The organism is Micromonospora sp. LOL_021, from assembly GCF_048060215.1.
In the GTDB taxonomy this organism is placed as follows: Bacteria; Actinomycetota; Actinomycetes; order Mycobacteriales; family Micromonosporaceae; genus Micromonospora_E.
On the sequence record NZ_JBHMIN010000003.1, the window covers coordinates 138,362 to 154,128 of the forward strand.

Annotated in this window: 10 protein-coding genes; 1 reads left to right on the plus strand and 9 read right to left on the minus strand. The window is 73.9% G+C overall.

Annotation, left to right across the window (positions count from 1 at the left end):
- Positions 1 to 199: 199 nt before the first annotated feature.
- On the plus strand, positions 200 to 2,125 hold the full coding sequence (locus tag ACFHWT_RS04305; RefSeq protein ID WP_416593261.1) for a penicillin-binding transpeptidase domain-containing protein: 1,926 nt from the start codon (positions 200 to 202) through the stop codon (positions 2,123 to 2,125).
- 45 nt (positions 2,126 to 2,170) lie between these two features.
- On the opposite strand, the gene ACFHWT_RS04310 is transcribed toward ACFHWT_RS04305, so the two are convergent.
- The 9 genes from ACFHWT_RS04310 to ACFHWT_RS04350 form a co-directional block, all read right to left on the minus strand.
- On the minus strand, positions 2,171 to 2,545 hold the full coding sequence (locus tag ACFHWT_RS04310) for a type II toxin-antitoxin system VapC family toxin (protein WP_416593262.1): 375 nt from the start codon (positions 2,543 to 2,545) through the stop codon (positions 2,171 to 2,173).
- Entirely contained in the window at positions 2,542 to 2,796 is a 255-nt protein-coding gene (locus ACFHWT_RS04315) for a type II toxin-antitoxin system Phd/YefM family antitoxin (protein WP_416593263.1), read from the minus strand. The genes ACFHWT_RS04310 and ACFHWT_RS04315 overlap by 4 nt, the downstream gene beginning before the upstream one ends.
- 75 nt (positions 2,797 to 2,871) lie before the next feature.
- A complete protein-coding gene (locus tag ACFHWT_RS04320) occupies positions 2,872 to 4,068 on the minus strand; it encodes an arginase family protein (protein WP_416593264.1) in 1,197 nt (398 codons plus the stop codon).
- Between the two features lie 9 nt (positions 4,069 to 4,077).
- On the minus strand, positions 4,078 to 4,998 hold the full coding sequence (locus ACFHWT_RS04325) for a tetratricopeptide repeat protein (RefSeq protein ID WP_416593265.1): 921 nt from the start codon (positions 4,996 to 4,998) through the stop codon (positions 4,078 to 4,080).
- Between the two features lie 6 nt (positions 4,999 to 5,004).
- Positions 5,005 to 8,073 carry an FtsX-like permease family protein gene (locus ACFHWT_RS04330; protein ID WP_416593266.1) on the minus strand — a complete coding sequence of 1,023 codons (3,069 nt, stop codon included), beginning with the start codon at positions 8,071 to 8,073 and terminating at the stop codon, positions 5,005 to 5,007.
- Positions 8,070 to 11,192 (minus strand): ABC transporter permease, encoded by a 3,123-nt coding sequence (locus ACFHWT_RS04335; RefSeq protein ID WP_416593267.1) that lies wholly within the window; start codon positions 11,190 to 11,192, stop codon positions 8,070 to 8,072. The genes ACFHWT_RS04330 and ACFHWT_RS04335 overlap by 4 nt, the downstream gene beginning before the upstream one ends.
- 5 nt (positions 11,193 to 11,197) lie before the next feature.
- Entirely contained in the window at positions 11,198 to 12,109 is a 912-nt protein-coding gene (locus tag ACFHWT_RS04340) for an ABC transporter ATP-binding protein (RefSeq protein ID WP_416593268.1), read from the minus strand.
- 137 nt (positions 12,110 to 12,246) lie between these two features.
- Complete coding sequence (locus tag ACFHWT_RS04345; RefSeq protein ID WP_416593269.1) at positions 12,247 to 13,935, minus strand: acyl-CoA mutase large subunit family protein; 1,689 nt, start codon at positions 13,933 to 13,935, stop codon at positions 12,247 to 12,249.
- Positions 13,936 to 14,029: 94 nt separating this feature from the next.
- Complete coding sequence (locus ACFHWT_RS04350; protein WP_416593270.1) at positions 14,030 to 15,736, minus strand: proline--tRNA ligase; 1,707 nt, start codon at positions 15,734 to 15,736, stop codon at positions 14,030 to 14,032.
- Positions 15,737 to 15,767 lie beyond the last annotated feature (31 nt).

Below are 15,767 nucleotides of genomic sequence, written 5' to 3' on the forward strand. Positions count from 1 at the left end.
AGCCTATTCCTCCCGGATCGTCGTTCCGACGGCACACCGGCCCCCCGTCGTCGGCTTGGCGACACCGTTTGACCACGTCGTGTGATATGCCCTGGACGCAACGGGACAGCGGTTCATCCGGTACCCCGGGGGACAGCGGTCCATGCGCGCACGTACTACCGTTCCGGTGTCCGCCATGCGTCCGGAAGGGGGCCGTCGCATGCGCCGCAAGGCGACCGTCGCGATCGCGCTGCTACTCGCCGTCACCACACTGACCAGCTGTTCCTCCGATGACGGACCGGACGCCACAGTCGCGGCCTTCGTCGACGGATGGCACTCCGGTGACCTCACCGACATCGGCTTCATCACCCCGGCCGGCGAACGGGTGCCCGCCACCGACGTCACCGAGGAGCTGACCGCCCTCGTCGGCGATCTGAAGGACACGCCGCCGCAGCTGCGTCCGGACGGCGACGCCGAGGTGACCGAGGACATCGCGACCGCCACCGTCGCCGTCGAATGGACGCTGCCTGGCGATGTGCGGTGGAGCTACCCGACGTCGGTCCGGCTACGCCGGGGCGCCGACGACGCCTGGCAGATCATCTGGGAGCCGGCGATCGTCCACGAGCGGCTCGGCAGCGGCGACCAGCTGGCACTGAACCGGCTCGCCCCGCCCCGCGGCGCCATCCTGGACGGGGCCGGGCAACCGATCGTCGCGCCGCGCCCGGTGGTGGTGGTCGGCGTACAGCCCAGCGAGGTCGACGACCCGGCCGCCCTGGCCGACCAGCTCGACGCCGCGTTCCGGGCGATCCGACCGGCGATCAGCCCGCCGGTCGACGTCTCCGGGCTGGCGGACCGGCTCGACGCGGCGAAACCGGACGCCTTCGTCGAGGTGGTCACCCTGCGCGAGGAGGCGTACGAGCAGATCCGGGACCGGATCTACGAGCTGCCCGGCACCAAGTTCCGCCGGCAGGAGTGGGACCTGGCCCCCACCCGGGAGTTCGCCCGGGCACTGCTCGGCACCGTCGACCCGGTGCAGCGGCAGGACATGGAGGCGCACCCCGGCCGGTACGAGGTCGGCGACCTGGTCGGCCACGGCGGCCTGCAGGGCGGGTACGAGGAGCGGCTACGCGGCGTACCCGGGTATTCGGTGCAGATCGTCGGGACCGCCCCGGACGGCACCGTCTCCAGCGACGAGGTGGTGTTCCGCGCCGACGCCCAGCCGGGTGAGCCGCTGCGGACCACGTTGGACACGGCCGTGCAGACCGCCGCCGACGCCGCGCTGGCCGACGAGGGGCAGCGGGCCGCGCTGGTGGCGGTGCGGGTCAGCGACGGCGCGCTGGTCGCCGTCGCCAACGGCCCCGACGGTGGTACGGAGAACCTGGCGTTGACCGCGCAGGTCCCGCCCGGCTCCACGTTCAAGATGGTCAGCGCGCTCGGGCTGCTCGAAGCCGGCGCGGTCGACCCGGACGCGCCGGTCGACTGCCCGAAGACGGCCACCGTCGACGGACGCTCGTTCACCAACTCCGACGGCTTCGAGCTGGGTCGGGTGCCGTTCCGGACCGCCTTCGCCAAGTCGTGCAACACCACCTTCGTCGAGCTGGCCCCGCAGCTGGAGGCGGACGGGCTGGCCGAGGCGGGCCGGCTGCTCGGGCTGGAAGGCGAATGGCGGCTCGGCGTGTCCGCCTTCACCGGCGCGGTCTCCGCCGGTGGCCCACCGGCGGAACGGGCCGCCGCCGCCTTCGGCCAGGGCACCACGCTGGTCAGCCCGGTGGCGATGGCCGGCGCCACCGCGGCGGTCGTCCGGGGGCAGTGGCGCCAGCCGACGCTCATCGTCGAGCCGCCGCCGCCGTCGGCTGTGCCGGACGGCCCGCAGCTGGACCCGGCGGCGGTGCAGGCGCTGCGGACGATGATGCGTGAGGTGGTCACCGACGGCACCGGGCAGGCGTTGCGGGACGTGCCGGGCGAGCCGGTGCACGGCAAGACCGGCACGGCCGAGTACGACGACGACCCGGCGAACACGCACGCCTGGTTCGTCGGCTGGCAGGGCGACCTGGCCTTCGCCGTCTTCGTCGAGCAGGGCGGCTCCGGCTCCGGGCGGGCGGTCCCGATCGCTGAGCGGTTCCTGCGCGGGCTCGCCACCGACTGACCCCGGCAGCGGCCCCTGGTTGGCGGACTCGATCCGACCGGCTCGTCACACCTTCAGAATGTCCACGTCGTACAGCGCTACCGACGAGTCGCGGGAGGCGAGCGTCGCACCCTCGACGATCGCCTGCGCCACCAGCATTCTGTCGAAGGGATCTCGGTGATGCGCAGGTAGGCGACCAGCCGCGATCGCGTGAGCGTGGGTCACCGGCAGCTCGACGAAACCCATGTTCCGCACCTGCTCGGCGAGGTCGGTCGGGCCGGTGAGCTTTCCGGTGGCCTGCTTGATGGTGATCTCCCACAGGCTGACCGGAGACAGGAAGATGTCCGGGTCGTGGCGGAGCCGGTCGAGGAGGTCGTCGCCGAGGGTGGCGTCGCCGGTGATGGCCCACAGCGCGACGTGGGTGTCCAGCAGCAAGCTCATGCGCCGACGCCGAAGTCGGCGGCGATCTCGGCGTTGGTCTGGGCCGAGTCCCAGTCCTCGGACAGGTCCAGCTGCCCCGCGAGTGAGCCGACCGCGGTCCGATTGGCCCGACGTACCAACGGCACCACCTTCGCCACCGGGGTACCTGCCCGGTCGATGATGATCTCCTCGCCGCGCTCCACCCGCTCGATGATGCGCGAGAGGTGGGTCTTGGCGTCGTGCATGTTGTAGTGCACGGCCTCGGCAGACATGACTAGACCTCCCAGTTAGCTAGCATCTTAGTCCACCCCGGCATGGTGGCGCGACGATTCCCCAGCGGTAACAGATCACGTGTCGGTGGCGGGCGGAGCCGGCGGTTCGGCGGCCGGCGGTTCTTGCGGCGACGGCTCGGTGGAGTCAGCGTCAGAAAGCTGCGGGGACGGCGCCTGTCGCCGCAGCCGTCCGGGTTTCGCCGCCCCACCATTTGATGCGCTCCGATCCGCGACCGTCAAGGTCACCGCCGGAGGCGGCACCGCCGGCCGCAGCCCGGCAACCGCCGGTGTCTCCTGCTCGGCAGGGGCGGCAACAGTCGAATCGGCTGCCTGTGACGGTGTCTCCTCAACCGGAACGCGGTCGGCGTGCACCGGGCGCAGGCCGGCCACCAGGGTCGAGACGATGTCGGCGGCGTAGCTGCCGTCCGGGTCGTAGTCGGGGTCGAAGACGGTCAGCTCGACGCCGAGGCAGTGCGGGGTGTCGACCAGGTCCGCGAGCAGCAGTTCCAGCTCGGCGAAGGCGATGCCGCCCGGATCCGGCGCGTCGACCGCCGGCATCACCGCCGGGTCGAGCACGTCCACATCGACATGTACCCAGTAGCCGGCGCAGTCGGCCAGCTGGTCACGGGCCCACTGGGCGCTGCGCGCCGCCCCCTCCGCGCGCAGCTCCGGCACCGGGCGGGTGACGATACCGGCCGCCTGCAGATCCAGCCGGTACTCGTCCTGGGCCCGGATACCGAGCACCACGACGTCGATGTCGCGAAAGTACGGCCGGCGGCCCTCGATCCCCGCCAGATCCGGCTGGCCCCGGCCGGTGACCAGGGCCAGCCCTTCGCCGGCTGCCGCACCGACGTAGGAGGCGTTGCCGGGATGCCGGAAGTCGGAGTGCCCGTCGACGTAGACCAGGCCGATCCGCCCGCCGACCGCCTCGCCGAGCCGGTGCATGGCGAGCGCCCCGCCGAGCAGGATCGAGCAGTCGCCGCCCAGCACCACCGGGAACTCCCCGGCGTCGATGACGGCACCGATCCGCCCGGCGAGGGCGATCGTGTACGCCGAGATCGACCCGGCGTGGCAGACCCCGTCGCCGGGTCGCCAGTCCGCCGGGTCGTACCGGGGCGGGGTCAGACACCCGGCGTCGCGGGCGCCGAGGCGACCCACCAGCTGATGGTCCCGCAGTGCGCCGGGCGCTTTCGCGCAGCCAGGCACCGACGTCCCGGTCGGCGGTCGCAGACCGAGATTCGACGGTGCGTCCAGTACGGCGATCCGGCGCATCTGCGGGGCTCAGAACAGTGCGCTGGCCAGCGCCCGGCGGGCCCTGGTCACCGCCGGGTCGTCCGGACCGGCCATGATGAACAGCGACACCAGGTGTTTGCGGACGGTCTCCCGGTCGTCACCGGCGCTGCGCCGGACCAGGCCGATCAACCGCTGGTACGCCTGCTCCGCCTGACCGCCGAGCACCTCCACGTCGGCGGCGAGCAGCTGGGCCGGTACGTCGTCCGGGGCCGACGCCGCCGCGTCGAGCGCGGCCGCCGGCTGCACCCCCTGCACCCGGCGGGCCAGGGCGACCTGGGCCAGCCCGGCCTCGGCGGCGGTGTCCGCCGGCGCCTCGTTGAGGATCTTCCGGTAGGCCTGCTCGGCGGCGTCCAGGTCGCCCATCATCAGCGCCTCGTCGGCGGCGTTGAGCAGCGGGTTCTCCGGCTCCTCGACGGTGACGCCGCCGGCTTTGAGCACGGCGCCGAGCCACTGCCGCAGCTGGGCCTCCGGCACCACACCGGCGAACGCGTCGACCGGCTGGCCGCCGACGACGGCGTACACCATGGGGATGCTCTGCACCCGGAACATCTGCGCCAGGCGCTGGTTGCTGTCCACGTCGATCTTGGCCAGCGTCCAGGCGCCACCGCCCTCGGCCGCGAGTCGCTCCAGCAGCGGCGACAGTTGCTTGCAGGGCTCGCACCACTCGGCCCAGAAGTCGATGACCACCGGTGTGGTCATCGACCGTTCGAGAACCTCGGTCTGGAAGGTCGCCTCGGTGACGTCGATGACGGCACCGGCTGCCGCCGGTGCGCCGGTCGCCGGGCCGCCACCGGCCCGGGTCGGGGTCCCGTCCGGCCGGTTCCCGCCGGCCGGCGCTGCGCTGCGCAGCGAGCTGAGGTCTACCGCGCCGCGAGTGAAAATCGACGGGGTGGTACGTGGGTCGCTCATGGTTACCTAGTCTCGCACGCGCAGGGCGCGTCCCAACGCCAGCGCCACCGCCCCGAACAGCAGCATGACGCCGATCACGGGGAGCAGCACGGCGACCGGCCGGGGCCACTCGACCGGGGCGAGCGCGATGTCGCCGTCGGTGGCGACCGGCAGGTAGCCCCCGGTGGCCCACCAGGCGAGCAACGCGGCGCCGAGCCCGGTCACGGTGGCCAGCACCACCGCCGGCAGCGCGCTCCAGCGCAGCGACCGGGCCGCGGTCCGCGCCGGCAGCCCCTGGACGGTCAGCGCCGTCAGGTCCTCGCCCCGGCGGCTCCGTTCGACCACGGCCAGCAGCACCATCCCGGCGCAGGCCAGCACCACGGCGAGCGCGGCGGCGAGCAGGTGGAACCAGATCGCCAGGGCCGGTGCCGTCCGGTCGAGCCGCTGGCGCACCCGCTCGGGGGTGACCTCGCCGGTCACGGTGAGCCCGGCCGCGTCGAGCCGCTCGGCGACGTCGGCCGGGGCGTCCCGGCTGAGCCACACCTGGGCAGCGTCGAGCACCGTGTTCTCCGGCACCGACCGGACGGCGTACTCCAGGTCGACCAGGAGGCCGCGGGTGCCCAGGGCCGGCAGCACCTCGACCGGTGCCTCGGTCACCGACTCGACCGGTGCGCCGGTCTCCAACCGCATGGTGGTGCGCTTGAGCCCCTGCGGCCGGTCGTCGACCCGGGTGACCAGGGCCGGCAGCGGGAGCGGGACGTCGGCCGGCAGGATCCACGGGTCGGCGGCGTCGCCGGGGCGTACCCGCAGCCCGGCCGGGTCGACATCGACGGCGCCGCCGGAGGGCAGACGCCAGCGGGTCTCGTCGGCCAACGCGGCCGGGTCGAGCAGCCGGGTCCCGTCCACGGCCAGCCCGGTCACCGTCACGTCCGGGACCACCCGGAAGGTGGTCTCCTCCGGCGACGTCGCCGCGCCGCCGCCCGCCTCGGGCCGGACGGAGAACCCGGCCAGCTGGCAGCCGTCGGCACAGTCGACGGGCATCGGATAGCTGCGCTGCCCGGCGCTGGCGGTCACCGACGCGGCGACCATGCGCCCCGACGGGGACCGCAGGTGCACGGTGAACCGCACGTCGCCGACCGGTGGTGCGTCGTCGTCCGGCGGCCCGGCTGCGGTACGCCCCGGGGCGGCGAGGGTCAACTCGACGGCCAACTCGGTCCCGGTGACGGCGACCGGCGCGCCCGCCGGTGTCCGCAGCCGGTCGGCGACCTCAGCCGAGTCAGCGGGGCCGAACTCCGGCCGCCACTGGGCGGTGGCCGCCAGGGCGGCGGTGTCGGCCAGCAGCACCGGAATGTCGGCACCGGTCCCGGCGTCGGCACCGGCCCGCCCGACGGCCATGGCGTACCGGCCGTCGGGGTCGACGCTGCGCACGGCGGTCAGCAGGGTCCCGGCGGGAACCGGCAGCACGGTCAACGCCCGGTCGGTACCGGCCTGGACCTCGGCCCGCGCCGACCGGGACTGCTCCGCCACGTCGAACGCGACGGCCGCGTAGCCGGTCACCGCGACGGTGACCGTGAGCAGCGTGAACAGGCGTTGACCGGCCGGCTGGCGGGCCAGGTGCAGCAGCCCCAGGGCGGCGGCGAGCCGGCCCCGGCGCAGGGCGGCGGCACCGAGTCGCCCGGTCAGTGGCGCCACCAGCCGGGCGGCTACCAGCGCCACGGTCACCCCGATCAGGGCCGGCACCAGCAAGGACAGGCCGACCAGTTCGCTGTCGAAGAGCCGCAGCTGGGCTACGGCGACCACGGTCAGGGCCAGCATGACCGCCTCGACCAGCAGTGATGCCCATCGCCGGGTCCGGGGCGGCACCCGCCGCAGCAGGTCGACCACCGGGCTGGCCAGTTCCCGGCGCTGGGCGAGGATCGCGACAGCCAGCGCACCGACGAGCGTGGCGCACCCGGCCAGCACGGCCGTACCGGAGGTGACCGGCGCGAACCGGCCCTCCAACCGCAGGCCGGCGAGGACGCCGACGAACACCGACCCCAGCAGGTAGCCGACCGGTGCGCCGAGGGCGATCGCGACCGCTGGTTCGCCGGCGGCCAGCAGCCAGCGGGCCCGCCGGGGCGTACCGCGCAGCGCGAGCAGGCCCAGTTCGGTACGGCGGGCAACGGTTCCGGCGGCGACCGCCATGAAGACGACGAACAGGCAGAGGATCACCAGCGGTACGGCGGCGACCGGCACCACCTGACGGGTCAACGCCTGGGCCTGCGCGATCCGGTCCAGCAACGAGCTCACGCTGTCGGTCAGGTGGACGAACCCGCCGCCCTCGGCGCTGAGCCGCTCGCCGATGTCGTCGAGTTGCCGGTCGAGGGCCGGCAGCCGCTCCGGTCGCAACGCGTCGTCGCTGGCCAATGCCTCGACGCTACGGAAGTCGCCCGGCCGGTCGATGTCGTCGACGGTGAACCGGCCGGCGAAGACCGGTTCACGGTAGGCGTCCAGCGTGCCCGGGACGAAGTACGGCGTACGGCCCCAGTAGAGCGCGTCCGGATCGAGCGGCGCGTAGAGGCCGACCACGGTGACCTGGGCCGGTGCGCCGGCGGGGCGGTAGATCCGTTGCCCTGGGTCGTACTGGGCCACGGTGATGGTCATACCCTGGCCGGGGACCACTCCCAGCCGGCGGGCCGTGTCGAGGCCGAGGACCACCTCGTACGGCGACATCAGGCACCGGCCCTCGACCATCCGCAGGTGGGCGCAGACGTCCTCGCGGAAGACCAGGTACGACACCTCGGTGGCGACGGATTCGACGCCGAGGATCGGCGACTGCACCGAGTAGACCGTACGGAACCCGGGCAGGTCACCGACCGCCTTCGTGACGGCCCGGAACGCGCCCTCCTGGCCCGGGGGCAGGTCGGGAACGGACAGACTGACCGTACGCTGTGACCGGCCGGTCGCCGACGTCTCCGCCGCCACCACGGCCCGGTCGGCGGCGGCCAGGTACGCCGGGCCGGTCACCGCCGCCGCCGTGGCGAAGACGCTGAGTACGCAGACCACGACCGCCTGACCGCGCCGGGCGGCCACCATCGACAACAGCAGTGAGATCATCGGTGGCTCCGGTCGGCGGGTCGGGTGTCGACGGCAGGCTCCTCGGCGGGGGATTCGACCGCACGGACCAGGCGGTGGCCCGCGAATACGGCGGCGCCGCCGAGCACGACCGTCGCGGTGATCAGGGTGATCAGCAGTGGCACCGGTCGCGGGCCGATCCGCAGCGGCAGCACCGCCCAGTTGTCGACGAAGACCGGCATCGTCTGCAGGACGGGCAACCGGCCGACGACGGTCACCAGCAGCCCGACCACCGCCGCGAGCGCCGCGGTGACGACGTACCCGCCGTAGGCGATCCGGGCCACTGCTCTGGCCGGCAGACCCTGCGTCCGCAGCGCTGTCAGCTCCGCGGACCGGTCGCCCCGCTCCACCGCCGCGACCACCATGAGCGCGCCGGCCGCCAGCAGCAGCCCGATGAGGCCGGCGGCGAGTTGGAACCGCAACGCCGACGGTGCCCCCTGCCGGCCCAGCTGCTCCACCACGTCGGCCTGGGACTCGACGCCGACGACCGTCAGGCCCTGCGCGGTGAGCCGGTCGGCCAGGTCAGCGGGGGCGTCGGGGGCCAACCACACCTGGGGGACGTCGCCACTGCCGGCGCCGCCGGCCAGCCGGTCGGCCAGCTCCAGGTCGACCAGGTAGCCGCGGACCCGGGCCTGCGGCAGGGCGTCGGCCACTGCCACGTACCGCACCGGCAGGTCGTCGGCGCCGAAGACCGCCAGCCGGGGGTCGCCGGGCAGCTGCGGTGCGAGTTCCGGGCCGGAGCGCACCACCGGCAACGGCACCGGCGTCTCGATCACGTGGACCCGGGTGGACCGGTCCCGGCCCGGCCCGGGCGCGGTGACGGTCAGGCCCCCGTCGACGACGGTCAACGCGGGCCCGATCGCGCCGGCCGCGACCGGGCCGCGCCAGTTGCGCAGGTCGGCGAAGAAGGCGCGGTCCAGCACGGGGGTGGTGGTGCCGGCCAGTTCCCGCAGGGTGACCGTCAGCCCCGGCTCGGCCGGCACCGGTCGACCGTTCCAGCCCGGTTGCCGCAGCTCCAGCGCGGTGAGCCGGCAGCCGTCCGGTCCGCACCCGTCGACCGTCGCGCGATGTTCGCCGGGGGTCGGCCCGAGCGGACCGAAGACCGCCGTCACCGGGTCGCCCACCTGGTCGACCAGGTGGGCGACGACGCTGACCGGTACGTCGGCCGGCCCGGCCGCCGTCAGCCGCAGCTCACCGTCGGCCACCGTGACCCCGGTGACCGGGGCGGTCAACGCGGCGGCCACCTCGGCGGCCGCCGGCCCGTACCAGGGGTGCCAGGCGGCGACGGCGGCGAACCTCGCGGTGTCCACCGCCAGGATCTGCTGGGCGGAGCCGGGGGCGTTGCCCACCACCGCCATGGCCTGCCGGCCGGACGGGTCGGCTGCCCGGACCGCGGCGAGCAGGTGGGCCCGGCTGCGGGCCTGCACGGTGAGGACCTGGTCGGTGCCGACGGCGTGGGTGGCCCGGGTGGCGCGGGCGTCGACCGACTCGGTCCAGCCGGAGATCGCCGTCCCGAACAACGCCACCGCGACGGTGAGCAGCGCGACGAGCCGGGCGATGCCCGGGCGGCGGGCCAGGTGCAGCGCGGCCAGCGCGGCGGGCAGTCGGCCCTGGCGCAGCAACGCGGCACCGGAGCGGGCCGCCCCCGGGGTGGCGAACCGGCCGGTGATCAACGCGACGGCGAGCGCGAGCAGCGCCGGGGCGAGCAGCACGACGCCGCTGACCTCGCCCGGCGCGGTGGTGGCGGTGTACGCCTGGTAGAGCCCGGCGGCGGCGACCGCGACGGCGATCAGGTCGACGACGTCGGCCCGCCAGCCGCGATGGCGCGCCGGGACGTGCCGGAGCAAATCCACCACCCCGGCACGGGCGTTACGCAGGTCGGCGGCGATCGCGGCGGCCAGCGCGCCGACGACCGCCGTACCGGCCGCGGCGGCGGCGAGCCGGGCGGCGGTGGCCAGCCGGTCCGGGTCCGGGCCGGCACCGGCGAGCAGCCGGGCACAGAGCACCCCGGCGGCGAGGCCGACCAGCGCGCCGACGAGCATCGGCAGCCCGCTCTGCCCGAGGGTGAGCAGCCAGACCCGCCATCGGGCACCGCCCCGGAGTTTGACCAGCCCCAGGTCACGGCGGCGGTGCTCGGCGGTGTGCCGCACGGCGAAGAACAGGGCGAACCAGGACAGCAGCAGCAACTGCCCGGCGGCCACCCCGACGCCCAGGTTGACCAGTTGACGGTGCCGGGTGATCTGGTTGACCAGGACGCCGGCGTCGGTACGGGTCAGCCAGCGTCCGCTGCCACCACCGGCTGATCGGCGCAGCGCGCTCGCCACGTCGACCCCGTCGACGAAGGCGGCGCCGGGCAGGATCAGATGGTGGTCGACGGAGAGCGCCGAGGCCGGGGTGGCGGCCAGGGTGCCGGCGGTGGCGTACGCCGGGTCACCGCTGTCGGCGCTCGCGTCGTCGGTGCCGGCCCCGGTGCCGAGCAGGCCGAAGGCCCAGTACGGCGAGTGCGGGTCGGCGACCTGGTAGGTGCCGGTGACGGTGAGGGCGATCGCCGCCTGGCGGCTCGCCTGGTGGGTCAGCCGGTCCCCGACGTCGACGCCGAGCCGCTCGGCCGTCCGGGCGCTGATCAGGACGTCGCCGGGGTCGGCGGGGCAGGCACCGGTGATGGTGAGGTGGGTGCAGACCTGCTCCCGGTGCACCAGGTCGGCCAGGAGCCCGACCTGTCCGGAGGCGAGCGTGCCGACGCTCCACACCGAGCTGCTGGCCTGCGCGTCCGGGAATCCGATGACCGCCGAGCCGCCGTCGCGGGCCTGGGCGAGCAGCTCCGCGCCGGCCGTGTCGCGGGCGGCCCGGTCCCCGGTGGTGGGATCGATTACCACGTCACGCGGCAGGTCCGGGCCGTCGAGCTCGATCCGGCCGGTCGCCCGGGCGGCCAGCTGGCCCGGCCCGGCGCCGGCGACGGCCGCCTCGGCGACCGTACGGGTGGCCGCCGCGGCGTACCAGGGGGCGGCGGTGGTCGCGGTGACCGCGAGTGCGGTCAGCACCAGCAGGGCGACGGTCTGGCCCGTCCGGGCCCGGAGTGCCCCGAGAATCAGTGCGAACATCGCGATCAGTCCACAGCGGCGCGGTTGGCGCCGCTGGGCAGCGGGCCGGGCGGGGCCGGATCACCGGGTAGCAGGTGCGGTGGGGCGGCGTCACTGCCGACGACCAGGGTCACGGCGCCGTCGACCTGGGCCACCCGCAGCAGCGTGCCGGGTGGGAAGTCGCCGAGCACCTCGGGCGGCAGCTGCACCGTACCGTCGCCGGCGACGACGGCGAAGTCCTCACCGTCGCGGCCCTCCGCACCGACCCGACCGTCGCGGATGGTCACCGCCCGGCCGAGTCGGGCACCGACGGCGGCGTCGTGGGTGACCACCACGATCGTGGTGCCCCGCTCGGCGTTGACGGTCTCCAACGCGTCGAGCACCTCGTCGCGGCCCCGGGTGTCGAGCTGACTGGTCGGTTCGTCGACCAGCAACAGGCCGGGCGAGGCGGCGACGCCGACCGCCAGCGCCGCCCGCTGCCGGGCACCGGGGGTCAGGTCGGCGATCCGGGCACCGCCCTGACCGGGCAGCCCGACCAGGTCGAGGATGCGATCGGGATCGTCCAGATCGACGCCGGCGGTGGCGGCGGCCCGCCGCTGCGCCAACCACACGTTGCGCCGCAACGTCGCGTACGGCAGCAGGTTGCGCACCGCGCCCTGCAGCACCACCCCAATCTGGGTTCCCCGCATCCGGGCGACCTCCCGGTCGGAGAGCTTGCCCAGGTCGTACCTGCCGACGCTGACCCGCCCGGCGGACGGGCGCATCAGCCCGGCGAGCAGCGCCACCAGGGTCGACTTGCCGGAGCCGGAGGGGCCCACCAGGGCCAGCATCTCGCCCGGATTGATCGTCAGATCGACACCGGAGAGCGCGACCACGTCGCCTGCCTCGCCCCGGTAGATCTGCACGACCCGTCGACAGCTCACCGCAAGTCCCGTCACGGCGTACTGCCTACCACGATCACGCCGGGACCGCTGACCCGGAACAGCTCCGCCCCGGGCCGGCGGCACGGCGGGCAGCCGAAACCGCTGGGTCCGCGCCGAAACCGCCGGAAGTCTCGTCGGGATCCGCGTCAGGATCAGAAGCGCGCCGGCTCGTGGTAGACGCCCCACTCGGCGCGCAGCGCGTCACAGATCTCGCCGAGGGTCGCCTCGGCACGAACCGCGTCGAGCATCGCCGGCACCATGTTGTCGCCGCCCCGGGCCGCGGCGACCAGGTCGTCGAGGCGGCGGCGGACCAGCGGGTCGTCCCGGTCGGCCTTGCGGGCGGCCAGCAACCGGCGCTGCTCGGTCTCCACCTCGTGGGAGATTCGCAGGATCTCCAGCTCCTTGGCGGCCGTACCGGTGTGGCAGTTCACGCCGACGATCTTCTTGCGGCCGTCCTCCACCGCCTGCTGGTAGGCGAACGCCGCCTCGGCGATCTGCCCGGTGAACCAGCCGTCCTCGATGCCGCGCAGGAGGCCGGAGGTCATCGGCCCGATCGGGTGCGGGCCGTCGCCGCCGAGCTGGCGGATGCGGGCGAAGATCTCCTCCGCCTCGGCCTCGATCCGGTCGGTGAGCGCCTCGACGTACCAGGCACCGCCGAGCGGGTCGGCGACGTTGGCCACCCCGGTCTCGTCCATCAGCACCTGCTGGGTACGCAAGGCGATCTCCGCAGACTCGTCGGTGGGCAGCGCCAGGGTCTCGTCGAGGGCGTTGGTGTGCAGCGAGTTGGTGCCGCCGAGCACCGCAGCGAGCGCTTCGACCGCCGTACGTACCACATTGTTGACCGGTTGCTGCGCGGTCAGCGACACCCCGGCGGTCTGGGTGTGGAACCGCAACCACAGGGCCCGCTCGTCGGTGGCGCCGTACTCGTCGCGCAGCCAGCGGGCCCAGATCCGCCGGGCGGCGCGGAACTTCGCGATCTCCTCGAAGAAGTCGACGTGCGCGTCGAAGAAGAAACTCAGGCCGGGGGCGAACCGGTTGACCTCCAGCCCGCGGGAGAGCCCCAGCTCGACGTAGCCGAATCCGTCGGCGAGGGTGTACGCCAGCTCCTGCGCGGCGGTGGAGCCGGCCTCCCGGATGTGGTAGCCGGAGACCGACAGCGGCTTGTAGCGCGGGATCCGCCGCGCGCAGAACTCCATCAGGTCGCCGATCAGCCGCAGATGCGGCTCGGGGCCGAACAGCCACTCCTTCTGCGCGATGTACTCCTTGAAGATGTCGGTCTGCAGCGTACCGTCCAGGGTGGCCAGGTCGGCGCCCTGGCGTTCGGCGGCGACCAGGTACATGCAGAACACCGGCACCGCCGGCCCGGAAATCGTCATCGACGTGGTGACCGCCGCCAGGTCGATGCCGTCGAAGAGCACGTCCATGTCGGCGGCGGAGTCGATCGCGACCCCGCAGTGGCCGACTTCGCCGAGCGACTGCGGGTCGTCGGAGTCGCGGCCCATCAGCGTCGGCATGTCGAACGCCACCGACAGTCCGCCGCCGCCGGCGCCGAGGATCATCTTGTACCGCTCGTTGGTCTGCCGCGCGTTGCCGAAGCCGGCGAACTGCCGGATGGTCCAGGTCCGCCCCCGGTAGCCGGTCGGATACAACCCCCGGGTGTACGGGTACTCGCCCGGCCAGCCGATCCGCTCGAAGCCTGGGTGGTCGGCGCCGTCGGGCGGACCGTAGATCGGATCCACCGTCGTGCCGGACAGCGTGGTGAAGTCCGCGTCGCGTTTCTTCGCGGCGTCGTAGCGGGCCTGCCAGCGGGCGCGACCGGCGGCGATCTGTTCGGCGTCCATCGAAGGGCCTCCTCGGGTCCGGGCGGATCCGAGTCTAGAGCCCGCACTGAACGATCGCTAAGCCCACTGGCTGAGATCGTCGACGGATGCGACCTCAGCCCGCCGGCCGCAGCAGCCGCCGGAGATGGTCGACCACCTCGCCCACCGGCACCCGTACCGTCTCCCCGGTGGCCCGGTCGGTCACCTCGATCACCCCCTCGGCCAGCGACCGCTTGCCGACGGTGACCCGCAGCGGGATGCCGACCAGCTCGACGTCGCGGAACTTGACCCCGGCCCGCTCCGCTCGGTCGTCGATCACCACGTCCACCCGCTCGTCGCGCAGCCACCGGTAGATCCGCTCGCCGGTTTCGGCCACCGGACCATCGTCGACCTGGGCGACGACCACCGCCACCTCGAACGGGGCGACCGCCGCCGGCCAGACGATGCCCTTGGCGTCGTGGTGGCTCTCCACGATCGCCGCCATCGCCCGCTCCACCCCGATCCCGTAGCTGCCCATCACCACCGGAATCCGGTTGCCGGCCGGGTCGAGCACCGACGCGTCCAGCGCCTCGCTGTAGCGCTGGCCGAGCTTGAAGATGTGCCCGACCTCGATCGCCCGGCGTACCCGCAGCGGCTCCCCGCATGGCACGCACGGCTGGCCGGCGGCCACCTCGCGCAGGTCGGCCCAGGTGCCGACGGCGACGTCCCGGTCGACGTCGACGCCACGCAGATGGACGCCGTCGACGTTGGCGCCGGTGAACATGTCCCGCCGGCCGCGCAACGCCTCGTCGGCGATCACCGGCAGACCCGTCACCCCGACCGCGCCCAGGCTGCCCGGGGCCGCCCCCAGCGCCGCCCTAATCTCGTCGCCGGCGGCCGGCCGCAGCTGCGCCGCGCCGGTGGCGTCAGCCAGTTTCTGCTCATTGAGCGGGTGGTCGCCGCGCAGCAGCACCAGGGTCAGCTGGCCGTCGAGCACGTACACCAGGGTCTTGATCTGCCGGTCGGCCGGCGCGGCGAAGCGCACCGCGAGGTCGTCGATGGTCCGTACGCCCGGGGTGTCGAACGGCTGCGGGGCGGCGGACCCGGCGGCGTCCGACGAGGGATCGAGCCGCGAGGTCGCCTTCTCCAGGTTCGCCGCGTAACCGCAGGCCGGGCAGTCGACCACCTGGTCCTCGCCGGTCGGCGCAGGGCACATGAACTCGACCGACGCCGACCCGCCCATCGCGCCGCTGGACGCCTGCACCGCCACCGCCGGGATACCCAGTCGTTCGAAGATCCGCCGGTACGCGTCGTGGTGCAGGTCGAAGGACCGGTCCAGCCCGGCCCGGTCCAGGTCGAAGCTGTACGAGTCCTTCATGGTGAACTCGCGGGTGCGCATCAGCCCGGCCTTGGGCCGCGGCTCGTCCCGGAACTTGGTCTGGAACTGGTACCACAGCTGCGGCAGCTCCCGGTAGGAGTTCAGCTCCCGGGCGAGGGTCGTGAACACCTCCTCGTGGGTCATGCCCAACGCCAGATCGGCGCCTCTGCGGTCACGCAGCCGGAACATCTCCTCGCCCATCGAGTCCCACCGACCGGTCCGGCGCCAGATCTCCGCCGGGTGCATGGCGGGCAGGCTGAACTCCTGGGCTCCGATCCGCGTCATCTCGTCGCGGATCACCTCGACCACCTTCGCCCGTACCCGCACCGCCAACGGCAGCAGCGAGTAGTGCCCGGCCATCAGCTGCCGCAGGTAACCGGCCCGCAGCAGCAGCCGGTGGCTTGGCGCGTCGGCCTCCGCCGGGTCCTCACGCAACGTGGGTACGTGCAGTCGGGACCAGCGCATGGTCGTCTTCCTCACTTCAGGCGGCGGCGTT